Source organism: Acidovorax sp. GW821-FHT10A04, from assembly GCF_059415825.1.
In genome coordinates this window covers 711,706-736,266 of the sequence record NZ_JBWKNZ010000001.1, presented here as the reverse complement: position 1 = coordinate 736,266, position 24,561 = coordinate 711,706, and the positions used below count along the sequence as shown (strand labels likewise).

At 68.5% G+C, this 24,561-nt stretch carries 25 protein-coding genes and 2 tRNA genes; 11 read left to right on the top strand and 16 right to left on the bottom strand.

What is annotated here, in order from left to right; translation table 11 throughout:
* Positions 1-25 precede the first annotated feature (25 nt).
* Entirely contained in the window at positions 26-601 is a 576-nt protein-coding gene (gene ruvA / locus AC07PF_RS03345; protein ID WP_145694782.1) for a Holliday junction branch migration protein RuvA, read from the top strand.
* Here the strand turns inward: ruvA and AC07PF_RS03340 are convergent, their stop codons facing one another.
* Positions 602-1,744: a carbonic anhydrase family protein gene (locus tag AC07PF_RS03340; RefSeq protein WP_494610882.1), complete on the bottom strand. Its 1,143-nt coding sequence runs from the start codon at positions 1,742-1,744 to the stop codon at positions 602-604.
* 115 nt (positions 1,745-1,859) lie between these two features.
* Here AC07PF_RS03340 and ruvB point away from each other — a divergent pair, with 115 nt between their 5' ends.
* A complete protein-coding gene (gene ruvB / locus AC07PF_RS03335; protein ID WP_007849548.1) occupies positions 1,860-2,924 on the top strand; it encodes a Holliday junction branch migration DNA helicase RuvB in 1,065 nt (354 codons plus the stop codon).
* Between the two features lie 864 nt (positions 2,925-3,788).
* Here the strand turns inward: ruvB and AC07PF_RS03330 are convergent.
* The 6 genes from AC07PF_RS03330 to AC07PF_RS03305 form a co-directional block, all read right to left on the bottom strand.
* Positions 3,789-5,603 carry a lysoplasmalogenase family protein gene (locus tag AC07PF_RS03330; protein ID WP_494610881.1) on the bottom strand — a complete coding sequence of 605 codons (1,815 nt, stop codon included), beginning with the start codon at positions 5,601-5,603 and terminating at the stop codon, positions 3,789-3,791.
* A 36-nt stretch (positions 5,604-5,639) separates the two neighbouring features.
* The gene (locus AC07PF_RS03325) at positions 5,640-6,812 is read right to left on the bottom strand and encodes a DSD1 family PLP-dependent enzyme (RefSeq protein ID WP_494610879.1); all 1,173 of its coding nucleotides are present in this window, start codon (positions 6,810-6,812) and stop codon (positions 5,640-5,642) included.
* Entirely contained in the window at positions 6,796-7,434 is a 639-nt protein-coding gene (locus tag AC07PF_RS03320) for a histidine phosphatase family protein (protein ID WP_494608383.1), read from the bottom strand. The genes AC07PF_RS03325 and AC07PF_RS03320 overlap by 17 nt, the downstream gene beginning before the upstream one ends.
* Before the next feature lie 10 nt (positions 7,435-7,444).
* Complete coding sequence (locus AC07PF_RS03315) at positions 7,445-8,071, bottom strand: DUF4136 domain-containing protein (protein ID WP_494610878.1); 627 nt, start codon at positions 8,069-8,071, stop codon at positions 7,445-7,447.
* A gap of 55 nt (positions 8,072-8,126) precedes the next feature.
* On the bottom strand, positions 8,127-9,113 hold the full coding sequence (gene ttcA / locus AC07PF_RS03310) for a tRNA 2-thiocytidine(32) synthetase TtcA (protein WP_007856506.1): 987 nt from the start codon (positions 9,111-9,113) through the stop codon (positions 8,127-8,129).
* A 165-nt stretch (positions 9,114-9,278) separates the two neighbouring features.
* A complete protein-coding gene (locus AC07PF_RS03305; protein WP_494610877.1) occupies positions 9,279-9,701 on the bottom strand; it encodes a hypothetical protein in 423 nt (140 codons plus the stop codon).
* 141 nt (positions 9,702-9,842) lie between these two features.
* Here AC07PF_RS03305 and AC07PF_RS03300 point away from each other — a divergent pair, with 141 nt between their 5' ends.
* From AC07PF_RS03300 to AC07PF_RS03275, 6 genes are all read left to right on the top strand, one after another.
* On the top strand, positions 9,843-10,085 hold the full coding sequence (locus AC07PF_RS03300; protein ID WP_494608379.1) for a hypothetical protein: 243 nt from the start codon (positions 9,843-9,845) through the stop codon (positions 10,083-10,085).
* Between the two features lie 432 nt (positions 10,086-10,517).
* Positions 10,518-10,593 (top strand) — tRNA-Trp (locus tag AC07PF_RS03295).
* Between the two features lie 121 nt (positions 10,594-10,714).
* Positions 10,715-10,786, top strand: a tRNA-Gln gene (locus tag AC07PF_RS03290).
* 61 nt (positions 10,787-10,847) lie between these two features.
* Positions 10,848-11,033, top strand: coding sequence for a hypothetical protein (locus AC07PF_RS03285; protein WP_145694773.1), 186 nt, complete (start codon positions 10,848-10,850; stop codon positions 11,031-11,033).
* Between the two features lie 167 nt (positions 11,034-11,200).
* A complete protein-coding gene (locus AC07PF_RS03280; protein WP_007856511.1) occupies positions 11,201-11,809 on the top strand; it encodes an HNH endonuclease in 609 nt (202 codons plus the stop codon).
* 51 nt (positions 11,810-11,860) lie between these two features.
* A complete protein-coding gene (locus tag AC07PF_RS03275; protein ID WP_494608377.1) occupies positions 11,861-12,238 on the top strand; it encodes a DUF1090 family protein in 378 nt (125 codons plus the stop codon).
* A 67-nt stretch (positions 12,239-12,305) separates the two neighbouring features.
* Here AC07PF_RS03275 and AC07PF_RS03270 read toward each other — a convergent pair whose 3' ends face one another.
* Together AC07PF_RS03270 and AC07PF_RS03265 are read right to left on the bottom strand one after the other, a co-directional pair.
* A complete protein-coding gene (locus AC07PF_RS03270; protein WP_007856513.1) occupies positions 12,306-12,683 on the bottom strand; it encodes a dihydroneopterin aldolase in 378 nt (125 codons plus the stop codon).
* A gap of 28 nt (positions 12,684-12,711) precedes the next feature.
* Positions 12,712-13,500 carry an SDR family oxidoreductase gene (locus AC07PF_RS03265; protein ID WP_494608376.1) on the bottom strand — a complete coding sequence of 263 codons (789 nt, stop codon included), beginning with the start codon at positions 13,498-13,500 and terminating at the stop codon, positions 12,712-12,714.
* An 8-nt stretch (positions 13,501-13,508) separates the two neighbouring features.
* Between AC07PF_RS03265 and AC07PF_RS03260 the strand changes: the two genes are divergently transcribed.
* Complete coding sequence (locus AC07PF_RS03260; protein ID WP_494610876.1) at positions 13,509-14,627, top strand: class I SAM-dependent methyltransferase; 1,119 nt, start codon at positions 13,509-13,511, stop codon at positions 14,625-14,627.
* A 176-nt stretch (positions 14,628-14,803) separates the two neighbouring features.
* Here the strand turns inward: AC07PF_RS03260 and AC07PF_RS03255 are convergent, their stop codons facing one another.
* From AC07PF_RS03255 to AC07PF_RS03225, 7 genes are all read right to left on the bottom strand, one after another.
* Positions 14,804-15,877 carry an ABC transporter ATP-binding protein gene (locus AC07PF_RS03255; protein WP_494610875.1) on the bottom strand — a complete coding sequence of 358 codons (1,074 nt, stop codon included), beginning with the start codon at positions 15,875-15,877 and terminating at the stop codon, positions 14,804-14,806.
* Positions 15,878-15,882: 5 nt separating this feature from the next.
* On the bottom strand, positions 15,883-16,779 hold the full coding sequence (locus tag AC07PF_RS03250; RefSeq protein WP_494610874.1) for a carbohydrate ABC transporter permease: 897 nt from the start codon (positions 16,777-16,779) through the stop codon (positions 15,883-15,885).
* Entirely contained in the window at positions 16,766-17,680 is a 915-nt protein-coding gene (locus tag AC07PF_RS03245) for a carbohydrate ABC transporter permease (protein WP_494610873.1), read from the bottom strand. The genes AC07PF_RS03250 and AC07PF_RS03245 overlap by 14 nt, the downstream gene beginning before the upstream one ends.
* Before the next feature lie 10 nt (positions 17,681-17,690).
* A complete protein-coding gene (locus tag AC07PF_RS03240) occupies positions 17,691-19,022 on the bottom strand; it encodes an ABC transporter substrate-binding protein (protein WP_007856521.1) in 1,332 nt (443 codons plus the stop codon).
* A gap of 18 nt (positions 19,023-19,040) precedes the next feature.
* Complete coding sequence (locus AC07PF_RS03235) at positions 19,041-20,042, bottom strand: TauD/TfdA dioxygenase family protein (protein ID WP_494610872.1); 1,002 nt, start codon at positions 20,040-20,042, stop codon at positions 19,041-19,043.
* 109 nt (positions 20,043-20,151) lie between these two features.
* Positions 20,152-20,952 (bottom strand): ethanolamine ammonia-lyase subunit EutC, encoded by an 801-nt coding sequence (gene eutC / locus AC07PF_RS03230; protein WP_494610871.1) that lies wholly within the window; start codon positions 20,950-20,952, stop codon positions 20,152-20,154.
* Positions 20,949-22,343 carry an ethanolamine ammonia-lyase subunit EutB gene (locus AC07PF_RS03225; RefSeq protein WP_494610870.1) on the bottom strand — a complete coding sequence of 465 codons (1,395 nt, stop codon included), beginning with the start codon at positions 22,341-22,343 and terminating at the stop codon, positions 20,949-20,951. Before AC07PF_RS03225 ends, eutC begins: the two co-directional genes overlap by 4 nt.
* A gap of 188 nt (positions 22,344-22,531) precedes the next feature.
* Between AC07PF_RS03225 and AC07PF_RS03220 the strand changes: the two genes are divergently transcribed.
* Both AC07PF_RS03220 and AC07PF_RS03215 read left to right on the top strand, forming a co-directional pair.
* Positions 22,532-23,461: a TauD/TfdA dioxygenase family protein gene (locus tag AC07PF_RS03220; RefSeq protein ID WP_494610869.1), complete on the top strand. Its 930-nt coding sequence runs from the start codon at positions 22,532-22,534 to the stop codon at positions 23,459-23,461.
* Between the two features lie 61 nt (positions 23,462-23,522).
* Positions 23,523-24,557 (top strand): ABC transporter substrate-binding protein, encoded by a 1,035-nt coding sequence (locus tag AC07PF_RS03215; protein WP_494610868.1) that lies wholly within the window; start codon positions 23,523-23,525, stop codon positions 24,555-24,557.
* The last annotated feature ends 4 nt before the right edge of the window (positions 24,558-24,561 follow it).

The window sequence follows — 24,561 nt, the reverse complement described above, 5'->3', positions numbered from 1 at the left end:
ACGCCAGCGACGGCAAAGGACATCAATGATAGGCAAATTGACCGGCACCCTGCTGGAGAAGAATCCCCCCGAGGTGCTTTTGGACTGCCACGGGGTGGGCTACGAGGTGAATGTGCCCATGAGCACCTTCTACAACCTGCCCTCCGTGGGGGAGCGCGTGAGCCTGCTCACGCAGTTCATCGTGCGCGAGGATGCGCAGCTGCTGTACGGCTTTGCCACGGCCGAGGAGCGCCAGGCCTTTCGCGAGCTGATCAAGATCTCGGGCGTGGGCCCGCGCACGGCGCTGTCCATCCTGAGCGGCATGGGCGTAGGCGACCTGGCCCAGGCCATCACGCTGCAGGAGGCGGGGCGCCTGGTCAAGGTGCCCGGCATCGGCAAGAAGACCGCCGAGCGCCTGCTGCTGGAGCTCAAGGGCAAGCTGGGTGCCGACATGGGCAGCGCGCACAGCCACGCCACCAGCGACGCGCAGGCCGACATCCTGCAGGCGCTGCTGGCCCTGGGTTACAACGACAAGGAAGCGGCCGCCGCATTGAAGGCGCTGCCGGCCGACGTGGGCGTGAGCGACGGCATCAAGCTGGCGCTCAAATCGCTGGCCAAATAGTTACTGGGCTTCGCGCACCAGGCGGCCGTTGGTGGCCTGCACGGGGCGCGCGTTGGGGGGCGACACGCGCTGCAGCAGGCGCAGCTGTTCGAGCCCCACGCTCACCGGGGTCTTCATCACGATGCGCAGCACGCCCTCGGTGCAGGGCGGCGTGCTCAGCGAGCCCGCGTACTGGTAGTAGCGCCGGTCCTGCGGCAGCAGCTCGCCCACCGAGAGCACCGGCAGCGGCAGGCGCACGCGGTCCTGGGCATCCAGCGGCATGTGCGTCCAGATGCGGGTGATGAAGGCATTCGGGCTGCCGATCTGCATGGGCACGCTCACCACGGCCATCTGGCCGTTCGGGCCCTGGTACACCATTTCGGTGGCCATGGGGTAGTTCTGCAGGTGCACGCGCTCCTCCGCCGGGTGGCGGAACTGCAGGCGCACCAGGCGCCAGGGGGCTCCGCGCAGGGGCAGGATGCTGGCGCCCTCCACCTCCAGCACCAGGCCGTGCCCCGTGTCCCCCAGCGTGCCGCCGAAGAATTGGTTGCCGAAGGGCAAGGGATCGGCCGGGCCGAGCGCCACGTCCTGGTTCGTGATGTGGATCGGCGATTGCCGCGTGCCCTGGCTGCAGGCCGAAAAATCCGGGTGCAGGCTGCCCCAGGCCTGTGGTCCCTTGTCGCCGCTGGCATGGTCCCAGCGCACCGTGCGCGGGTCGGCGGGTGGTGGCGCGGGGGCCGGCGGCGCGGCGGCTGCCAGCTCGGCCGCCCGCGTCTGGATGTAGCGGCGGCTGGCGCCAGGGTCCTGCACGGCTGGCCGGGGCGGTGCGGGATGGGGCGCTTCGGCCTTGGCCGGCTTGTGCGGGCGTTCCGGTGGTATGCGCACTTCCACGCTGGGCAGCGGCTCGGCCTTCCTGCGCGCGCCCGGCGTGGCGGGGGCGTCATTCCTGGCCTTGGCGCGCTGGATGGCCTCGTCGATCCGGGTGGCCAGGGTGGCCTTGTCCTGCGGGTTCTCGATGCGGATGGTGCCGCTGGCGGCCCGGGAAGGCGGGGGCGGCGTGGTCTGGGCGGTCGCGTCAAAGGCGGCGCCGCCGCAGATGGCCAGCGCGGCCAACAGGGGCAGCGGCCTTGGCAGGCGGGTGGGCGCGGGCATCATCTGTTTCATGGTGTGCGTCATGTATCGGCACAGTACCCACTTACTTTACCCCTGCGGCGTCGCCCGGGCGATATAGTTCCTGTCGGCCCGCCCGCGCGGGCATTCGACCCCGGACAAAACCACCGTGACCATCCAGACCGACGACTTTGCCCCCGTACCGCCGCCCAAGCGCGTCGTGTCCGCCGCGCCCGCCTCCCCGCAGGAAGAGGCCATCGAGCGCGCCCTGCGCCCCAAGCTGCTGCAGGAGTACGTGGGCCAGGCCAAGGCGCGCGAGCAGCTGGAGATCTTCATCGGAGCGGCGCGCAAGCGCGGGGAGGCGCTGGACCACGTGCTGCTGTTCGGCCCACCCGGCCTGGGCAAGACCACGCTGAGCCACATCATCGCGGCCGAGCTCGGGGTGAACCTGCGCCAGACCAGCGGCCCGGTGCTCGAAAAGCCCAAGGACCTGGCCGCGCTGCTGACCAACCTGGAAAAGAACGACGTCCTGTTCATCGACGAGATCCACCGCCTGTCGCCCGTGGTCGAGGAAATCCTCTACCCCGCGCTGGAGGACTACCAGATCGACATCATGATCGGCGAAGGGCCGGCGGCGCGCAGCATCAAGCTCGACCTGCAGCCCTTCACCCTGGTGGGGGCCACCACGCGCGCCGGCATGCTCACCAACCCGCTGCGCGACCGCTTCGGCATCGTTGCGCGGCTGGAGTTCTACACCGCGCAGGAGCTGGCGCGCATCGTGCAGCGCAGCGCCGGCCTGCTCAATGCGCCCATGGACGAGGCCGGCGGCTTCGAGATCGCGCGCCGCTCGCGCGGCACGCCGCGCATCGCCAACCGCCTGCTGCGCCGCGTGCGCGACTATGCCGATGTCAAGGGCGATGGCCGCATCACCCTGGATATCGCCAACCGCGCCCTGGCCATGCTCGACGTGGACCCGCAGGGCTTCGACGTGATGGACCGCAAGCTGCTCGAGGCCGTGGTGCACCGCTTTGACGGGGGCCCCGTGGGCCTGGACAACATCGCCGCCAGCATCGGTGAGGAGGCGGGCACCATCGAGGACGTGATCGAGCCCTACCTGATCCAGCAGGGCTTCTTGCAGCGCACCACGCGCGGCCGCGTGGCCACGCTGGCCGCCTACCGGCACCTGGGCGTGACGCCGCCCAAGACCGGCGGGCAGGACCTGTTCGAAAGCTGAAGGCCGGCGGGGGCTGTTCGTCCATGGCACGCTCCAGCAAACGCCGCAAGCAGCTGCGCGAAAGCGCCACCAAGGCGGCGCCCGTGCGCCGGAGCCCTGGGATGCCCTGGACGCCGGCCTTGCGGGCCCTGTGGGATGCCCTCGCGCCAGGGCGCAGGTACATGGGTTCCGGCGGCCTGGCCCTGGTCGTGGGCACCATGCTGCTCTACGGATTGGGCGGGGTGGTCTATGGCCAGCTCACGGTGTTCATGTTCGAGGGCTTCGAGGACCTGCCCGGCTGGGTGGCTGTGGGGGGCACAGCCAGCGCGTGGTGCCTGGCGGCAGCGTGGTCCAGCTACCTGGCGGGGCGCCACTGGCCCGCCATGGCGTCCGAGCGTTGCCAACGCTGGCGGCTAAGGGCCTACGCGGCCACGGCCGTGCTGGCGGGTATCACCTTGCTGCTGTGGCTGCTGAGCGCGCCGGGCATGTGGGGCGCCCTGGGGGCCTGGCCCGGGTTGGCGCCGCAATCCGAGTGGCTGCTGGCCCCGCTGCCCTGGGCATGGGAATGGGTGCTGCCTCTGGCGCGCGATGACCTGCAGCCCTGGTGGACGGGCACGGCCGTGGTGGTGGGCGGTCTGTCGGCATGGTTCTTCTTTGTGGGGCACCGACCGCGCGCCGGGCTGGCCTGCATGGGCCTGGCGCTGATGTTCGTCGGCATGTGGGCGCTGGGCGGCGCGGTCTACCACTACGTGGCGGGCCGGGGGCTCGCCGGGGTGCTCGAAGAGGTGGCGGCGCTGAACCTGCAGTCTCACCCGGGCCAGCGCAATGCCGATACCTTCCTGTGGTTGCTGATGGCCTGGTTCCTGCTGGCCCTGGGGGCCTTGCTCATGGCCTGGGCGTCGCATATCCCGTCGGCGGCACTGCAGCGCTCGCAGCAGGACCTTCCTCGCCGACCGGGTTGCGGCGGGGGCCGCCGGCCCCGTCCAGCATGCCAGCCACGATCAGCACCTGCGCGATGTAGTAGGTGGCCAGCACCCACAGCTGGGCCAGCGGCAGGGGCTGCACAAAGCGGTTGGTGGCCAGCGTGGCGTCGCTGAGCATGAAGAAGCCCGCGCCGATGGCGACCAGCCAGGCCCCGCGCCCGCCGAGCACGGAGGCACGACCAATGGCCTGGGCGGCCATGAGCGCGATCACCAGCACATAGGCCGCCACGGGCCCGCGCAGGGCCACCGGCAGGCCACCGAGCCACAGGAAGGCATACATGCCTACGCCGATGGCCAGCGTGACCAGCAGCGCGCCGCGCCGCGCGAACCACGGCACGCCCTTGCGGAACAGCACGATGTAGCACAAGTGGGCGAGCAGAAAGCTCACCAGCCCGGGGATGAAGAAGCCGCCGAACATCAGGAACACATCGCCCGCGAGCGAGCCGGCCAGCGCGGCGATGAGCCAGCGGCCCTCGGCCCGGTCGAGTCCGCCACCCGGGACGACTGCGCGCAGATGCCCGGCGACCACGGCGATGGCGATCACCATGGTCAGCGGCTTGAAGAGCCAGTGCCATTCCTGCAGCCCGAGCACGCTGGTGGCCGTGGCCAGCGCCGCCGATTCGATCACGAGCGCCATCCCCATGCCGATGCGCCCCTGTACCGCTGCACCCAGCGCCCACTGCGTGGCCAGCAGCGTGGTAAACCAGACCGCGTTGTCCACCAGCGGCGCCGTATCGGCCTGCCACAGGAAGGCGGCCACGCCTGCCAGCATCAGCGCGAACTGCACGCCCGCAAACCATTGCAGCGCGCGCGACATGGGCGGGTGGTACAGCGGCATCCGGGCGATGTCGAAGGCAGGCTTGGGAAAGCGCTCGGCCACGTCGGCCGGGCGCCAGCCCGGGGGCTTGATCCAGACCCTGAGCTTGTCGGCGCAGCTGCGCGCATGCCAGCTGTCGTGCGCCAGGCCCGCGTACACCTGGGCATTGGCCCACAGCGGGTCCCAGCTGTTGAGCAGGCCGCGCGTGCCGTAGACGCACTTCTCCCGGTCATCCTCGTCCTTGAAGGTGCCGAACATCCGGTCCCACAGGACCAGGATGCCGCCGTAGTTCTTGTCCAGGTAGACGTCGTTCACCGCATGGTGCACGCGGTGGTTGCTGGGGCTGCAGAACCAGCGGTCGAACCATCCCAGGCGCCCCACCTGCTCGGTGTGCACCCAGAACTGGTAGAGCAGGTCCACCAGCGCCACGATGGCAAACACCAGCGGCGGCACGCCCGCCAATGCCATGGGCACATAGAACACCCAGCCCAGCAGCGCACCGGAGCTGGTCTGGCGCAGCGCGGTCGAGAGGTTGTAGTCCTGGCTCTGGTGGTGCACCGCGTGCGCGGCCCAGAGCACGGCCGATTCGTGGCCCATGCGGTGCAGCCAGTAGTAGCAGAAGTCGTAGAACACCAGGGCCAGCAGCCAGCCCGGCACACTCAGCCAGAAGGCATCATTGCGCCACAACGCTACATGCTCGAACACGGCGGTGTAGATGCCGATGCGCAACAGCCGGGTGAACACCGCGCTGGTCTGGCTCAGCATCCCGAGGCTGATGCTGCTGATGGCATCGGCCATGCGGTAGGTCACGCGCTGGCGCTTGTAGCCCACCGCCAGTTCTATGGCGATCAGAACGAAGAAGACGGGTGTGGCAAGGACGATGATCTGGCTGGGGCTCATGGGGCGAATGCAGTGTTTCGCCGATTCTTGCCCCAATCAGGTCAGCGCGCCTCTGGCATCAACCCTGATGATGCGCTCCACCGTGCCCAGGGCCAGCCCTCCGCGCACGCCGATCAGGTGGTCGTGCAGGTTCACCGTGGGGTCGCAGTGGCCGGGGATGAGCCACAGCATGCGGCCCAGGGCCGGCAGCCGCGCCTTGGGCGATTCGGTGAAAAGCAGGCCATGCTCGTCGCCGCCGTTGCCGTAGCGCAGCGCGCGTTCGACCGGCAGCATCGCCACCACGGGCAGGCCCGAGTCGATGGCGTGGCTCTTGTGCCCGGCATCGCACACCGCATGCGTGTCGCGCACGGAGATCACCTGGGTCTTGAGGAACAGCGCGTGCTCGAAGCTGGGCTGCGCAGGCTCACGCTCGTTGCGCGCGTAGTCGGCATCCATGAACAGGAACGAGCCGGCCTGCAGCTCACCATAGACCCCACTGGCCGCCTCGTGCACTAGGGTGCCCGTGCCCGACCCGGTGACGAGGGGCACGGGAATGCCCGCTGCCTCGATGCGGTGGCGGGTGTAGGCGGCTGCGCGCACCACGCCGGCAATGGTCTCGCGCCGCTCGGCCATGCCCGGCAGGTGCTGGGCGCGGCCGTGGTAGGCCTGCAGCCCGGCAAAGCGCAGGCGGGGGGCGTGGCGCACGATGGCCTGGGCCAGCGGCACGGCCTCGTCACCCGGCGGTACTCCGCAGCGGCCCTGGCCCACGTCGATTTCCACGAACACGTCGATGCCGGCCTCGCTGCCCGCCAGCGCCATGGCCTCGGCCAGGCGTTCGATGCCCTCGGGGTGGTCCACCGCCAGCGCCAGGCGCCCGCCGCGTGCCGCCAGCTGGGCGGCCAGCCGTGCCACGCGCAGCAGCTTGGGGCCGGCCACGACCTGGTTGCTGATGTAGATGTCGTTCACGCCGCCAGCGGCCAGGGCTTCGGCCTCGGCCACCTTCTGCACGCACACGCCCTGAGCGCCGGCCTGTTGCATGAGCAGGGCGAGCTCGGCGCTCTTGTGCATCTTGGCGTGCGGGCGCCAGCGCACCCGGTGCTTGCGCGCGAACTCGGCCATGCGCTGGATGTTGCGCTCCATCGCGTCGAGGTCCACCACCAGCGCCGGGGTGTCGATCAGGTCCACCCGCATGCCGATGCTGGCCCGCAGGGCTTCAAGTAAAGGTTTCATCGCGGGCCGCGTTGTCCAGGTGTTGGGTATCGGCCCAACCGACCAGCGTCAGGCCGTCGGGGGTCCACAGCAGGCGGTTGATGGCCGCGTTGGACAGCTGCCAGGTGCGCGGCGCCTGGATCTCCTGGCGCGTGGCCAGGCGGTAGAGCACGTCGAGCACGCCACCGTGCGCCACCATCAGCACCTGCTCGCCAGGGTGCCTTTCCGCCAGCGCGAACACCGTGCGCTCGATGCGCTCACGCAGCATCACTAGCGACTCCCCGCCCTCGGGCGTGTAGTGCGGGTCGCGCTTGCGCCAGCGCCGTGCGTCCTCGGGCAGCTCGGCCTCGATCTCGGCGAAGGTGCGGCCCTGGAAGTGGCCGAAGCTGCGCTCGCGCAGCCCGGTCTCGGGCGTGATGGGTGCGCCTGTGGCGTCGGCCACGGCCTGGGCCGTGGCAAAGGCGCGCTGCAGGTCGCTGGCGTAGATGGCGTCAATGGCCTCGCCGGCCAGCGCCTGCGCCAGTTGCCGGGCCTGCCACTGGCCGGTCTCGTTCAGGGGGATGTCCAGGTGGCCCTGGATGCGGGTGTCGACGTTCCAGGCAGTTTCGCCATGGCGTACGGCAATGATGCGGGTGGCTTGCATTCAGGTGGGATCAGGGTGGGGGCGGCAAGGGAATGCGCACCTGGCGGGGGCCGCCGGAGGGTTTGGGAAAGCCGGTGAGCGCCGCGTCGAAGAGGATGCCGAACACGGCGGGGTCGGCCACCCAGATGTCCTCGTGCACGGCCGAGGTTTCATAGACACTGGCCTGCGTGGTCGCATCGCGCATCACCAGGCTCACCGCACGGCGGTGCAACGGCGTGGGCTCACCCATGCGCCACAGTCCGCCAACGCCCCAGCCGCGGCCATGCCATCCGGCATAGCCCCAGCCGCCATAGGCTCGGTAGGGGCCGTAGAACCCATAAGGCCCATAGGGCCAGTACGGGTCGTAGCGCGGCACGGTGCCGGCCTGCACGCCGATCTGCACCAGCAGCCGCGGCGCGGCATCGTCGCGCTGCAGGCCGGCGCGGGACAGCGATTGTTCGGCCAGGGCGGCGATGGCGTCGAACGCCGGGGTCTGCTGCGAGGGCAGGCGCTCGATGCGGTAGGTGGCCGGGCTGGGCACGGCCGCCAGGGTGGAGAAGCTCTGCACCTGGCCTTCCACCACGCGGGTGGTGCTGCAGCCGGCCAGGGTGGCTGCAGCGGCGCAGAGCAGCAATGCGGGAATCCAGTGACGGGTCATAGGTGTCTCCCAGGATGGGTCAATCCACCTTGGAGTGTGCTCCTGCCGCCGCAGTTCACGACAGCTGCACCACCTGCACACCTGGTAACGAGGTGGCTGGCGCCGAAAACTCTTCCTTGTCGAAGGCCTTGTCGCCGTGCTCGCTGGCGACGCCGGTGGCGCGCGCGTTCTTGAAGTCGTACTGGCTGCCGTCCAGCAGGTGCGAGGGCACCACGTTCTGCAGCGCGTTGAACATGTTCTCCACGCGGCCGGGGAACTTCTTCTCCCACTCGCGCAGCATCTCGCCCACCTGCTTGCGCTGCAGGTTCTCCTGGCTGCCGCACAGGTTGCAGGGGATGATGGGGAAATTGCGCTGCGCGGCCCAGCGTGTGGTGTCCTTTTCGGTCACGTAGGCCAGGGGGCGGATCACCACGTGGCGGCCATCGTCGCTGACCAGCTTCGGCGGCATGCTCTTCATCTTGCCGCCGAAGAACATGTTGAGCAGCAGGGTCTGCAAAATGTCGTCGCGGTGGTGGCCCAGCGCGATCTTGGTGCAGCCCAGCTCGTCGGCCACGCGGTACAGGATGCCCCGGCGCAGGCGGCTGCACAGGCTGCAGGTGGTCTTGCCCTCGGGGATCAGGCGCTTGACGATGCTGTAGGTGTCCTCGTTCTCGATGTGGAAGGGCACGCCCGTGCTCGCCAGGTACTCGGGCAGCACATGCTCGGGAAAACCGGGCTGCTTCTGGTCCAGGTTCACGGCCACCAGGTCGAAATGGATGGGGGCACGCGCCTTGAGTTTCTGCAGGATGTCCAGGAGGGCGTAGCTGTCCTTGCCGCCGGACATGCAGACCATGACCTTGTCGCCCTCTTCGATCATGTTGAAGTCGACGATGGCCTTGCCCACCTCGCGGCACAGGCGCTTTTCGAGCTTGTGGGCCTCGCGTTCGATCTTCAGGCGCGCAGGGCCCGATGCAGCCGCGGCCGCATCGGCGCCGGTGTCTGCCAGTTCGGGGGGCTCGGCGGTCCAGCCGGCCCGTTGGGGTTCGTTCATCACTGCGCTCATGGAAGGGACTCTGGGGTCTGGTGAAAGCGGTGGCCACCGGCGCCCGGATCGGGGGCGCACGCTTTGGGGCCAAAAAAGACGGAAATAGCCCCCAATTGTCGGTGAAACCGCCCGCCCATGGGCTGGGGCGGGCTCTCCAGTGCGAACGGGGCCTCGCCTGGAGCGCTATTTTCCCGCTTCCGGGGCCCCGCCGCCAGGGGCCGTACCCGCTTCGGGCCCGGGCACGGCCCGCTCGGCCAGCCACAGCCGCAGGTCGCGCTTGCCCTGGGCATTGGCCTGGCGCCATGCCTCGCGTGCCAGTGCCATGAAACGCTCCTCGGCAGGGTCGGGGTGCTCGGTGGCATGTTCGGCGTCGAGCCAGCCGAGCTCCATCTGCGCGTGGCGCTCGATCTGGCGCGCCAGCGTGTTGCCGATGGGGCGGGAGCTCTTGATCTGGCTCCACATGCTCGGGGAAATCTCGAGCGATGCGGCAAAGGCCTGGTCCAGCCCCTTGGCCGGCTTGCCGGCAGCGATCTCTTTTTCGAGGAAAAGGCGGTGCAGCGCCAGCACGTTGGTGCGGCGCAGGACGGTGAGGGGGGGAAAGGTCACAAGGAAAAAAACAACAAACGCGAAAAAAGATTGTGCCGGGTGTTGACCGCAGCGTAAAGACTATTTACATTCTCCATCCATCAGGACAGCTTGTCCTTTTCACTACCAAGCACCCAACCACCTTTTCGCCGAAAGCCCACCGTGAACGCCGCCCGCACCGCCATCTTCCGCCGCCCCTGCCAGGGCGCTGTGGCCGTGCGCGGGTCGTCGCTGTTCCATGCGCATTCGGCGTCCATGCCATCCCTGGCCAAACGACTGGCATCGCAGCAGCGCATGGCGTCCAGTGCGTATTTGCAGGGCAATGGCAACCAGCCGCAGTGGCTGGGCAATGGTTTCGAGGATACCGCTCCACCACCGGGCGGAGGTTGCAACGCAAGGCAGTAGCCCCAGAGCGTTCTCCCTCCCGATCTCTCCAGCAGAGGCCCGGCAACCAGGTGGTTCCGGGCCTTTTTCATTGCCGCTTTCCTTTCCACCTTTTTCGCAGCGCTTGCGCTGCCCCCAGGGCATCGACCCACCGGGGACCTCCGTTCCTTAACAGTTTGCTGCAGGCGGCCACGCTCCACCGGAGCCGTGGCCGGCCTGCCCATCGAAAGCAGAGAGGCCGGCGTGCGACGCACCCCCAAGCCTCTCTCCATTTCGGGTGTGCCTTTGCTTTCACCGCCGGACCCGGCCGCATGCGCGGCCCGGCGGGATGTGCTGGGATTGATCACCCAGTGCAGCGACGTGCATGCGCGGTTTCATCGGAGCCGCGGTCGCGTGAAGACACAACCGAAATGGAGATGCGCTCCGGCAGGAGTGCCCGATATTTCGCTTTCTACGCGTGTAGCTCAACTGGCAGAGCACCGGCCTCCAAATCCGACGGTTGAGGGTTCGACTCCTTCCGCGCGTGCCAATCTTTTTCCTGGCCATGGCCAGGCATGCCGTAGCAGCCCTGTCGGATTGGGGCGCCTGGTCTTCGTGCCGGGGATTGCAGGTTCGACTCCTGTCTGCGGCTCCTCTCTTTCCCCGTTTGTCGACCGGTCGCCAAGTGGTAAGGCAGCGGATTTTGATTCCGCCATTCGGAGGTTCGATCCCTCCCCGGTCTGCCCCCTTTCCTCAACCCACCTACCCCATTCCATCCATCCAATCACCCTTCAGGAGACCACCATGGCCATCCAGCATTCCTTTTCCCCTGGCGTCCAACGGCGCCGTTCCGGCCTTGCCGGCTGGCTGGCCCGCCTGGCATCCATGCGTGCCCGGCTGCCCGTTGCGGCCGTCCGCGCTGCTCCTGCCGCCCGCAGGCTGGAGCACATGGACCTCGACCAGCGCGTGCGCGAGGTCGGCGAGTGGTAGCGGCGTGCGCGCTCGTGCGCCCGCTGCCTGCACCACAGCATCCACCAGGGCCTCCATCGATTGCCGATGGACGGCCCCATCTGCCATTGACTGACTGTTGTTGAAACGGGGCGTGCGCTTGGCTGGGCGGCTGCGCCCTCCATTGCCAAGCAAGAAAGGAAGCACCCATGCCCCGCACCGAACCCGAAACCCTCTACCGAAAGCCCCAGGCGCCCGCGCCCCGCGTGCTGCAGCTGGACCTGCAGGGCACGCCCCAGTCGTGGATGCCGCTCGAGCAGGCCGCCGTGCACTACGCCAGCGGTGCCATCGCCTGGGATGCCGGCCTCGAAGCCCTGGCCACATTGCGTGGCGGGCACAACGCGGCGACGGGCCGGCAGTCGGTGCTTCAGATCGCGCCCATCATCGCCCTGCGCGGCGTGTCCCGGGTCAACCTCTTTGACGTGGTGCCCGGGCTCACCAAGCGCCGCCTGCTGCGTCGCGACCGCCATACCTGCGCCTACTGTGGCGGTGTTTTCGGCGAAGAGGTGCTGCAGTGCGAGCACATCGTGCCGCAGTCGCGCGGCGGCGCCACCTCGTGGACCAACCTCGTGGCGGCCTGTGCTGGCTGCAATGGCTACAAGGCCGACCGCCTGCCCGAGGAGGCCGGCATGCGCCTCCTGTACCTGCCCTACGTGCCCAGCCGCTACGAGTCCTTCCTGCTCGACGGGCGCAACGTGCGCGCGGACGTGCACGAATGGCTGGCGAAGAGGCTGCCCCGCAACTCCAGGCTCCATTGAGGAAACCTGGGGTTAGGATGGCAACTTCCAACTACCGATGAGGGAGCTGCCATGAAACCACTCGTGCTCTGTGCCTGTGTCCTGGCCCTGCATGCCGTGCCCGCGCTGGCGGCAGATGCCTCGCCCGCCTGCGCCGCCAAGCAGGCGCGCATCGAATCCCAGCTGGCGGAGGCCACCGCGCAAGGGCGCAACCGCGAGGTCGCGGGGCTCAAGCAGGCCTTGCGCGGCAACAAGGCGCATTGCACCGATGCCTGGCTGGCCAAGGAGCGCGATGCACAGATCCGCCAGGCCACGAAGAAGGTGACCGAGCGCGAGAAAAGCCTGGCCGCAGCGGAGAAGAAGGGCGATGCCAAGAAGATCGCTGCGCGCAAGGCCAAGCTCGATGAAGCCCAGAAGGCGCTGGCCGAGGCGCAAAGGCCGCTTCTCTGAACCCTGACAGGGCCGTGGTCATCGACCACGGCCCTTTCTTTTTGCGCCGGGGCCGGCGGGCTTCAGCTCACCACTGCCCGGTCTCGATCCGGATCGCCACCTCGCAGTCGTCGAAGATCTCCAGCTTGGCGATCTTCACGCGCACGCCCAGCACGCCGGGCAGCTGCATCAGGCGGTTGGCGAGCTTGCCGATCAGGCTTTCGAGCAGGTTCACATGCTCGGCGCGGCACTCGTCGATGATGATCTGGCGCACCTTGCGGTAGTCCAGCACGTGCAGGATGTCGTCGTCGCGCGGCGTCAGCGGCTGGGCGCCCAGGCTCAGCTCGGCGTCCACCTGGATGGGCTGGGGGGCGGTCTTCTCGTGCGAGAGGATGCCCAGGTTGGCGTCGAAACGCAAACCGGTGAGCGTGAGGATCTGGGTGCCTGTGGCGTGGGTGGTCGTCATGGGGTTTCCTGCGTGAGCGGGTGGGTGCTCACATCAACGAAAAATCGCGCTCGAATTTCATCAGGTGCTGCCCGCCGTCCACCATCAGCGTGGTGCCGGTGAGAGATCGGTTCTCAAGCGCAAAGCGCACGGTGGCGGCCACGTCTTCGGGGGTGGAGGAGCGGCCCAGCGGGCTCAGGGCGTGCAGCTGGGCGAATTTTTCGTCGCTGAGCATGTGGCTCGTGAGCGTGAGGCCCGGGGCCACGCCGACCACCCGCACGCGCGGCGCGAGGGCCAGGGCCAGCATGGTGCCGGCCGCTTCCAGCGCCGCCTTGGACAGCGTGTAGCTCATGAAGTCGGGGTTCTGGTTCCACAGCTTCTGGTCGAGCAGGTTGACCACGGCGCCCTGGGCATCGGCCTCGCCGGCCGCCGCGCGCGCCTGCAGGTGCTCGTGCAGGGCCTGCGCCAGCAGCACCGGGGCCCCGGCATTGCTGCGCAGGTGCTTCTCCAGGCTGGCAAAGCCCAGCGTGGCAGCGTTGTCGTGCTCGAACAGCGAGGCGTTGTTGACCACGGCGTCGAGCGTGCCGAAGCGCTCCACCACGCGCGGTACCAGGGCGCGCACGGCGGCCTCGTCGTCGAAGTCGCCGTCGAAATGTGCGCTCTGGGCCGAGGACAGGCGTGCGCACTCTGCCGCCGTGTCGATGGCATCCTGCTCGGAGCTGCGGTAGTGCACGGCCACCTGCCAGCCGCCGGCTGCCAGCGCCAGCGCAATGCTGCGGCCCAGGCGCTTGGCGGCACCGGTGACGAGCACCGTACGGGGGCGGGGAGAAGAGGGCATGAGGGACAATGCGGGCCGTGACGACGAAAACACCCGACAGTTTAACGACCGCCCTCACGGCGCACATTGCCGATGCCATTGCTGCCGCCGGTGGCTGGATCGGCTTCGACCAGTTCATGGCCCTGGCCCTGTACACGCCCGGCTTGGGCTACTACGCCAACGATTCCACCAAGTTCGGCCTGCTGCCCGAATCCGGCAGCGACTTCGTGACCGCGCCCGAGCTCACGCCGCTGTTCGGCCAGACCCTGGCCGTGCAGGTGGCCGAGGCCTTCGAGAAGACCGGCACCAGCGAGGTCTGGGAGTTCGGCGCCGGCTCGGGCGCGCTGGCGCTGCAGCTGCTCGACGCCCTGGGCGACCGGGTGCAGCGCTACACCATCGTCGACCTCTCGGGCAGCCTGCGCGCGCGCCAGCAGACGCTGCTGGCAGCGCACGCGCACAAAGTGCGCTGGGTCGATGCACTGCCCGAGCGCTTTCAAGGCGTGGTGGTGGGCAACGAGGTGCTGGACGCCATGCCCGTCAAGCTGCTGGCCCGCCACGGAGGCCAGCACGGCGGCGTGTGGCACGAGCGCGGCGTGGCGCTGCACGAAGGCGCGTTCACCTGGGCCGACCAGGCCACCGACCTGCGCCCGCCGGTGGAGGTGGAAGGCCCGCAGGACTACCTGACCGAGGTCCATCCCCAGGGCGAGGGTTTCGTGCGCATGCTGGCCGACCGCCTGCAGCGCGGCGCGGCCTTCCTCCTGGACTATGGCTTTGGTGAGAGTGAGTACTACCACCCCCAGCGCCACATGGGCACCGTGATGTGCCACCAGGGCCACCTGGCCGACAGCGACCCGCTGGTGGAGGTGGGGCGCAAGGACATCACCGCCCACGTCAACTTCACCGCCATCGCACTGGCCGCGCAGGACGCCGGCCTGCAGGTGCTGGGCTACACCACGCAGGCGCATTTCCTCATCAACTGCGGGCTGGCGCAGCGCATGGTGGAGCTGCCGCCGCTGGAACGCGCCACCGCTGCCAAGCTCATCATGGAGCACGAGATGGGCGAACTGTTCAAGGTCATCGCCCTGGGCGCGGGCGAGGCCTGGGAGCCCGTGGGCTTTGCCCAGGGCGACCGCTCGCACCGCCTCTGACGCCCATGTCGGTTATCCCCAAGCGCTGAACGCAACCCGCAGGCTACGAAACTGGCACGGCCAAGGCCAGTGCTCCCGCGCAAGGGCCGCCCCGCCGCGCTGGGAGCGTCCCCCTCCCGACCCGCGCAGCGGGTCGAGAGAGGGGTGAAGGCGCGAAGCGACTCAGGGGGTGAATTTCAATTCAGGCGTGCCCCGCTGGCCGCGTCGAACAGGTGCGCCTGCGCCGCCACGGGCCGCAGCCACAGCGCATCGCCGGGCCGCACGTCGATGCGGTCACGGAAGGCGGCGAGGATGTCCTGCCCGCCTTCCAGCCGAACGGCGACCTGCGTCTCGGATCCCGTGGGCTCCACCACCCTGACCTGGGCAGGCAGGCCGTCGCCGCTGGCCTCCAGCGCGAAATGCTCGGGGCGTGCCCCGTAGAGCACGCTGTCGCCGTGGCGTCCCTGGGGTGCCTGGGCCAGCGGCAGGTGCAGGCCATCGTCGGTCACCACGCGTGCCGCGCCGTCCAGGTGCAGCCGGCCGGGAATGAAGTTCATGGCCGGCGAGCCGATGAAGCCTGCCACGAAGGCATTGGCTGGCCGGTCGTAAAGGGCCAAAGGCGCGCCCACCTGCTCCACCACGCCGTCCTTGAGCACCACGATGCGGTCGGCCAGCGTCATCGCCTCCACCTGGTCGTGCGTGACATAGACGGTGGTGGTGCGCAGGCGCTGGTGCAGGGCCTTGATCTCGGTGCGCACCTGCACGCGCAGCTTGGCGTCGAGGTTGGACAGCGGCTCGTCGAACAAAAAGGCATCGGGCTGGCGCACGATGGCGCGGCCCATGGCCACGCGCTGGCGCTGCCCGCCCGAGAGCTGGCGCGGCGTGCGGTCCAGCAGTTGCTCCAGGCCCAGGATGGCCGCCACCTCACCCACCCGGCGCTGGATCTGGGCCTTGTCCTCGCCCTGCAGCTTGAGCGAGAAGCCCAGGTTCTGCGCCACCGTCATGTGCGGGTACAGCGCGTAGTTCTGGAACACCATGGCGATGTTGCGGTCCTTGGGGGCCACGTCGTTGATCACGCGCCCGCCCAGGCGGATCTCGCCGCTGCTGATGGCTTCGAGCCCAGCGATGGCGCGCAGCAGGGTGGACTTGCCGCAGCCCGATGGGCCGACCAGGGCGACGAATTCGCCGTCCTGGATGGCGATGTCCACGCCGTGGATCACCGGCGTGCTGCCGTAGTGCTTGACGATCTGGTGAAGGGAAAGCGCGGCCATGTCAGTCAGTCCTTGACGCCGCCAGCCGTCAGGCCGCGGACGAGGTAGGTGCGCACCAGCACCGTGAAGATCACCACAGGGAACATCACCAGCGTGCCGCTGGCGGCGATCTTGGTCCACTCCCAGCCCTCGTACTGCAGGAAGTTGACGATGGCCACGGGCGCGGTGACGGCGTTGGTGCGCGTGAGGATGAGGGCGTAGAAGAAGTCGTTCCACGAGAAGATGAAGCACAGCACGGCCGTGGCCGCCAGCCCGGGCGATGCCAGCGGCAGCGTGATGCGCCAGAAGGCCTGCCAGACGCCGCAGCCATCGATGTAGGCCGCCTCTTCGAGGGCCGTGGGCACGGCCTCGAAGAAGGTCTGCATGAGCCAGATCACGATGGCGAGGTTGAAGGTGAGGTAGACGATGGCCAGGCCGGCGATGGTGTCCTGCAGGCCCAGCCAGCGGTAGGCCAGGAAGAACGGGATGGTGAAGGCGATGGGCGGCGCCATGCGCGTCACCAAAATCCACAGCGCCACATGGCGCCGCCACTTGAACTGCCAGCGCGTGAGCGCATAGGCGGCCGGCACGCCGATCAGCAGCGACAGCGCGGTGGACAGGGTGCTCACCGCCAGGCTGTTCCAGAAGGACTTGAGGAAGTTGCCCTGCAGCAGACTGCGAAAGCCCTCCAGCGTGGGCATGAAAAGCAGGCTGTCCTCGAAGATCTCCGCACTCGGCTTGAAAGCCAACTGCACCAGCCACAGGAAGGGGAACATCACCACCAGCAGCAGGGCTATGGCCACCAGGCCGCGGGCATGGCGGCGCAGCCAGCCCGCGCGCCGCGTGGCGGGCAGCGGCAAGGCGGCAGAGGTTGCCGCAGCGGGTGGTGCCGGCAGGGGCAGGGTGGCGTCAGCGCTTGTCATGGTCATTCCATCCAAGTCGGCCCACCAGCCAGCTGAGTGCGAACACCCCCGCGAGGATCACCATCGCGATGGCACTGGCATAGCCCCAGTAGGAGAAGTTGAAGGCCTGGATGAAGCCGTAGTAGTTGGTCACCTCGGTCACCGTGCCCGGGCCGCCGTCGGTCAGCACATAGATCAGCGGAAAGGCCTTGAAGCTGTCGATCAGCCGGAACAGCCCGCACACCACCAGCACCGGCCGGATGTAGGGAAACACGATGTAGATGAACAGCTGCCAGCGGTTGGCACCGTCCAGGCTGGCGGCTTCGAGCGGCTCGTCGGGCACCATCTGCAGGGTGGCCAGCACCATCAGCATGGTGAACGGGAACCACTGCCAGGTATCGGCGATGGAAATGGCCCACAGGGCCGTGTCGGGGTTGGCGATGAGCGAGCGTACGGGCAGGCCCACGGCTTCGAGTGCGCGGTGCAGCGGGCTCACGTCGGGCGTGTACATGATCTTCCAGATCAGCGCCACCACGATGGGGGGCAGCACCATGGGGATCAGGAACACCGTGCGCGTGGCGCCCAGCAGCTTCGAGCGCCCGTTGAGCAGCAGCGCCAGGCCCAGGCCCACCGCCAGCTGCAGCGCCACGCTGGACACCGACAGCTTGAGCTGCGTGGCGATGGAGCGCAGGAATCGCTCGTCCTCCAGCAGGTGGCGGTAGTTGACCAGCGGGTCCTTGAAGTGGAAGGTGGCGGCCGCGTCGGTCAGGCTCAGCGGCGTGAAGCTGGCCACCAGCAGTGCCGTGGCCGGCGCCAGCGTGATGACCAGCAGCACCGCCAGCGAAGGCAGCAGGCCCCAGAGGAAGGCACGCCGGCGCGCGGCCTCCCAGCCCACGCCGGGTGGGGCGGTCAGGGTGCTCACGGCCGGCCCGTCACAGGTTCTGCCCGGCGCGCTTGAGCTCGGTGATCGACTGCGCCTGGGCCTGCTGCAGCGCTTGCTTGGCGCTGGCCTGGCCCGAGGCGATCAGCGCGATCGCCTTGTTGAGCTGCTGGTCCACCTGCGGGTAGACCGACACCGTACGGTACTTCATGTGGCCGGTCTTGGAGGCCAGCTCGATCGAGTCGAGCGCCAATTGTGCCAGGTCGTTGCCGTTGATGATCTGCTTGGAGCGAAACTCCTTGGAGTCGATGTCCGAGCGGCGTGCCGGCGAGCCGTAGCCTGCGGCCACCGCCTTGCGCGTGGTCTGCTTGGACAGGGCCCACTGGATGAAGGCCCAGGCGGCTTCCTTGTTCTTCGAACCGGTCGGAATGCCCAGGCCGTGAACGGCCGTCCCCGGGAAGCGCCCGGCAGGCCCCTTGGGCACCTGGCCGAACTTCAGCGTCTTGATGGTCTTGCTGGTGGCTGCGTCACCGAGTTGCGCCAGGTGCAACTGACCGGCATCGGTGAAGTTCACGCGGCCGAGCTTGAGGGCCTGGGTCACCTGGTCGGGCGTGTAGGTGATGGCGCCATCGGGTCCGAACTCGCGCAGCAGGCTGGCGTAGTACTCGGCCGCGGCAATCGCCTCGGGCGTGTCGAGCGTGGGGTACAGGTCGTCGGGCGCCTTGCGGAACACGTCGCCGCCAAAGGCGTGCAGGTAGGGCACGAAGGTCCAGCCGTAGTGGCTGTCGGAGACGAAGCCCGCCACGCGCTCCTTCTTGTTCACGGCGCGCAGCACCTTCACCAGGTCGTCCGTGGTGTCGGGATAGGCCAGGCCGGCCTGCTGCACCAGGTCGAAGCGCGACGATGCGGACAACAGCGCCTCGGCCGTCCATGGAATGCCGTAGAGCTTGCCGTCCTTGCCGGTCTCGGGCGCGCGGGCGCCGGGCAGGAAGTCGTTCACGTCCCAGTCGGCGGGCGTGAGGTTGGGGTTCTTGATGAAATCGTCGAGCGGCGTGAGCCAGCCCGAATTGATCCAGCGGCTCGAGTAGATGAAGGTCACGTTGACCACGTCGTAGGCCGAGCCCTTGGTGGAAAGCTCCAGATCGGCGCGCTGGTTGTAGACCGGGAACGAGGGCGCGTCGAAGTTCACCTTGGCGCCCGTGAGCGCCTCGAACTCGGGCAGGAACTGCTGCAGCAGCTTGGGATAGGCCGCGCTGAAGGTCGAAACGTTCAGGGTTACGCCCTGGAACTTCTTGGCGCCGCTCTGGGCGTGGGCAAAGCCGGGCAGCAGGGCGGTGGCGCCCAGGGCCGATGCAGCCTGGAGCAGTTGGCGTCGTTGCGTCATGGGGATGGTTCCGTGGGGTCAGGCCGTGGCCGTGATCAAGGTGTCGATCTGCGCGTCGTTGGTGGCTTCGGGGCGCGTGCGTGTGCGGCTCTTGCGGCCGTCCACGGCCACGGCCGGGTCGCCGTGCACGGTGACGCGGCGCACCAGGCGGGCCTGGTTGCCGTAGTCGTTGATGGCGAAATGCTGCGTGGCGCGGTTGTCCCAGATCGCCACATCGTCCTGCTGCCATTGCCAGCGCACCGTGTTCTCCAGGCGGATCACGCGGTTCTGCAAAATTTCGAAGATGCGCGCCGATTCGGTGCTCGAAAACCCAGCGATCTTCTTGACGAAGTGGCCGAGCAGCAGCGCGCGCTCGCCCGACACCGGGTGCACATGCACCACGGGGTGCTCGGCCTCGTACACGGCCGAGACGAAGACCTTGCGGTGGTGGTTCAGGCGCTCTTCCTCGACCACCACGCGCTCGGCGCCATAGTCGTAGTCGTTGCTGTGCACGGCCCACAGGCCGTCGGCCAGGCGCTTGAGGTCCTCGGGCAGGCGCGCATAGGCAGCCGCCGTGTTGGCCCACACCGTGTCGCCGCCATAGGCCGGGATCTTCACGCCGCGCAGGATGCCGTACTTGGGAAAGGCATCGAGAAAGGTCACGTCGGTATGCCACGAGTCGGCGCGGCCGCCGCCCTTGGAGGCGTCGAGCTCGAAAATGCGCGTGCCCGTGGGCGAGGGCACCGTGGGGTGGGCCACCGTCTTGCCCAGGCGGGCGCCGAAGGCCTGGTGGCTGGCGTCGTCCAGGTGCGCCTGGCCGCGGAAGAACAGCACCTTGTGCTGGACCAGCGCGGCCGTGAGATCGGCGACGGTAGCGTCGTCCAGCTCGCCCGACAGCTTGAGGCCCAGGACTTCACCGCCCAGGCTGCCCGCCACGCGGCGGATGCGGAGTTGGCCAAAAGAGGTGTCGATGTTGGATGGGGACGAGGTTTCGCTCACGGGCAGGCTCCAGCGGTGGGGGGAGCGCTGGATTTTGCGCATGCACGCCAGGCCTGCGAAGCAAGGAAAACCGATATCCACGCTACCGGAACATTCGGCAATATCGAAAGCAGCGAAAGTTGGGAGGAGGTTGCGGGTCCTTCGCCTCGTTTCAGCCGCCGGTCAGGTGGCTGCCGGAGGGCTCGGCCTGCAGGGTGACTGCATCGCTGCGGTCCTTGAGGCCAATGCCCGTGAGCCCCAGGCGCCGCGCCTCCACGCACAGCCACCACAGGCGCGCGGCAGCGGCGGCGGGCGCCAGGCCTTCGGGGCGCACGTTGGAGATGCAGTTGCGCTCTGCATCGCTGCGGCCCACCTGGGGCTGCCAGGTGAGGTAGATGCCCAGGCTGTCGGGCGAGCTCAGCCCCGGGCGTTCGCCGATCAGCACCGCCACCAGGCGCGCACCCAGCAGCGCCCCCACCTCGTCGCCCAGCGCCACGCGCGCCTGGGTGGCGATGGCCACCGGGCCGATGCGCCAGCCCTGCGGGGCATCCTGCACGATGGCCTGTACCAGCGGCAGGGCATTGCGCTCGACGGCCAGGGCCGAAAGACCATCGGCCACCACCAGCAACAGGTCGCAGTCTGCCTGTGGTGCATCGCCGAGCCGCCGCGCGTCGGCTGCGTCCAGGCGCCGGCCCAGGTCGGGGCGCAGCAGGTAGGTGGCGCGGTCGGGTGCGGCGCTGGCTATGCGCAGCGTGGTGCAGCCCAGCCCGGCGAGCTGTGCTGCCAGCGCATCGGCGTCGAGCGGCAGGTGCACGGCATCGCGTGCCTGGGCGTGGGCCAGGCCGAAGTCCAGCAGTTCGCGCGTGGGGATGGCCGTGCCGGCACGGCCCAGTGCCAGCCGCGCGGCCGTGTGGGCGCGCAGGTCGTCCCAGGGGTCGGGCAGCGGGCCGGTGGTGGGTGCGGGGTGGCTCATGCCCGCATGCCGATCTGCCGCAGCTGCGCAATGGCCGCCTGCTGCTGCGCCGCGGGCAGCAGCCGGCCCGCATCGTCGGCCAGCTGCATGCGCTGCAGCCAGGCATCGAACTCGGGGGCGCGTTTCAGGCCCAGCACTTCGCGCAGGTACAGCGCGTCGTGGAACGAGGTGCTCTGGTAGTTGAGCATGATGTCGTCGGCGCCCGGCACGCCCATGATGAAGGTCAGTCCCGCCACGCCCAGCAGCGTCATCAGCGTGTCCATGTCGTCCGAATCGGCCTCGGCATGGTTGGTGTAGCAGACGTCGCAGCCCAGCGGCACGCCCAGCAGCTTGCCGCAGAAATGGTCTTCCAGCCCGGCGCGGATGATCTGCTTGCCGTCGTACAGGTACTCTGGCCCGATGAAGCCGACCACCGTGTTGGTGAGCAGCGGCGAGAAGGCGCGCGCCACGCCGTAGGCCCGCGCCTCGCAGGTCTGCTGGTCCACGCCATGGTGGGCGTCGGCCGACAGGGCGCTGCCCTGGCCGGTCTCGAAATACATCACATTGTCGCCCAGCGTGCCGCGCTTCAGGGACAGGGCGGCCTCGCGGGCCTCGCGCAGCAGGGCCAGGTGGATGCCGAACCCGGCATTCGCCTTCTCGGTGCCGGCGATGGACTGGAACACCAGGTCCACAGGCGCGCCCTGCTCGATCATCTGCACGGTGTTGGTCACGTGCGTGAGCACGCACGATTGCGTGGGGATCTGCAGCGTGGAGATCACGCCGTCGAGCATGTGCACCAGGCCGGTCAGGGCGGCGATGCTGTCCGTGGCCGGGTTGATGCCGATCACCGCGTCGCCTGCGCCATAGAGCAGGCCATCGACCATGGAGGCCGCGATGCCGCGCAGGTCGTCGGTGGGGTGGTTGGGCTGCAGGCGCACGGCCAGGTGGCCCGGCAGGCCGATGGTGTTGCGAAAGCGCGTGACCACCCGGCAGTTGCGCGCCACGGCCACCAGGTCCTGGTTGCGCATGAGCTTGCTCACGGCGGCGGCCATCTCGGGCGTGAGGCCGGGTGCCACGGCGGCAAGTGCAGCCGTGTCGGCCGCCAGCAGCCAGTCGCGCAGCCCGCCCACGGTGAGGTGGGCAATGGGCGCAAAGGCCGCAGCGTCGTGCGTGTCGATGATCAGGCGCGTGACCTCGTCGGTCTCGTAGGGCACCAGCGTTTCGCTCAGAAAGCGGGACAGCGGCAGGTCTGCCAGGCACATGCGCGCGGCCATGCGCTCCACCGCCGAGCCGGCCGCAATGCCTGCCAGCGTGTCGCCCGAGCGCGCGGGCGTGGCCTTGGCCATGAGCTCGCGCAGGTCGTCGAACAGCCAGCGGTGGCTGTTGATGGTGTGGTGGTAGGTCGCCGACATCGGTCAGTGGATGGATGGGCCGTTGGCAATGATGGCATGCGCTTGCAAGCGATGTGCCACATGCCTGCAAATGCAGTCTTAGCTGTTTTTGTTGTTAACAACTGAGAAAACATTCGTTCTCAGAATAAGTCGCGCCACCTAGAGTCCAGACCTCAGGGCATGCACGCCCCATTCCCACGAGGTTTTCCATGTCGGCTGTTCTGTCCCCCGCTTCCGTTTCCCCATCCGCCACGGTCGATGCCGATGCGGCGCCGCAAGGCCTGGTGATCCGCCCCGTGGCCGGCTCCGCCGGTCCGCTGGGGGCCGAGGTGCTGGGCCTGGACCTGTCGCGCCCGCTGGGCCGCGAGGATTTCGCACGCATCCACCGCGCGCACCTGGACCACCATGTGCTCGTGTTCCGCGACCAGCGCATCACGCCGCAGCAGCATGTCGACTTCAGCCGCCGCTTCGGGCCGCTGCAGATCCATGTGCTCAAGAACTTCCAGCTCGCGGGCCACCCCGAGATCCTGATCGTCTCCAACATCAAGGATGCCGCCGGCCAGCCCATCGGCCTGGGCGATGCGGGCCACTACTGGCACTCGGACCTGTCGTACAAGGACAAGCCCAGCCTGGGCTCGCTGCTGCACGCGCAGGAGCTGCCGGGCGAGGGCGGGGACACCCTGTTCGCCGACCAGCATGCCGCCTACGACGCCTTGCCCGAGGCACTCAAGGAGCGCATTGCACCGCTCAGGGCCGAGCACAGCTACCTGGCCAAGTACGAGGAATTGCGCGCGCGCAGCCCCTGGCGCCCCAAGCTCACCCAGGCGCAGATCGACGAGGTGGCGCCTTCCATCCACCCCGTGGTGCGCACCCACCCCGAAACGGGCCGCAAGGCCCTGTTCGTGAGCGAGCACTTCACCACGCGCATCGTCGGCCTGCCCGAGGACGAAAGTCAGGCCCTGCTGGCCGAGCTGTTCGCCGCCAGCGTGCGCCCCGAATTCACCTACCGCCACCAGTGGCAGCCGCACGACCTGGTGTTCTGGGACAACCGCTCGGTGACCCACCTGGCGGCGGGCACGCCCGACAGCGAGCGCCGCAAGCTGTACCGCACCACGATCGAAGGCGACCTGCCGTTCTGAGGCGGGGCTTCCCTAAGCGCTTGCAGCATCTCTCTTTCTGACCACACAGGATTCCATGACCATGTTCCAGACCACCCGCCGCCGCCTCGTGCGCAAGACCATCGCCGCCCTGGCCACCGCCGGGCTGCTGGCCGGCGGGCTGAGCGCCACGGCCCATGCGGCCGAAGGGCAATTGCGCATCGCCCAGCAGTTCGGCATCGTCTACCTGCTGCTCAACGTGGCGCAGGAGAACAAGCTCATCGAGAAGCACGGCAAGGCCGCGGGCGTGGACATCAAGGTCGAGTTCCTGCAGCTGTCGGGCGGTTCGGCCGTCAATGACGCGCTGCTGTCGGGCAACATCGACATCGCCGGTGCCGGCGTTGGCCCGCTGTTCACGCTGTGGGACCGCACCAAGGGCCGCCAGAACGTCAAGGGCGTGGCCTCGCTGGGCAACTTTCCCTACTACCTGGTGAGCAACAACCCGGCCGTGAAGACCATTGCCGACTTCACCGAGAAGGACCGCATCGCGCTGCCGGCCGTCGGTGTCTCGGTGCAGTCGCGCGTGCTGCAGATGGCTTCGGCCAAGCTCTGGGGCGACAAGGAGTTCAACCGCCTGGACAAGAACCAGGTGGCACTGCCGCACCCCGATGCGGCGGCGGCCATCATCAAGGGCGGCACCGAGATCACCGGCCACTTCGGCAACCCGCCCTTCCAGGAGCAGGAGCTGGCCGGCAACCCGAAGGCGAAGATCGTCCTCAATTCGTACGACGTGCTGGGCGGCCCGGCATCGGCCACCGTGCTCTACGCCACCGAGAAGTTCCGCGCCGAGAGCCCCAAGACCTACAAGGCCTTCGTCGATGCGCTCGACGAGGCCGCCAAGTTCGTCGCCGCCAACCCCGAGAAGGCGGCCGACATCTACCTCAAGGTATCGGGCGGCAACACCGACCGGGGCCTGCTGCTCAAGATCATCCAGAACCCCGAGGTGCAGTTCAAGGTGCGCCCCGAAAACACGCTGGGCATGGGCCAGTTCCTGCACCGCGTGGGTGCCATCAAGAACCAGCCGACCGCGCTCAAGGACTATTTCTTCGAAGACGCGCACACGGCGTCGGGCAACTGAGAGA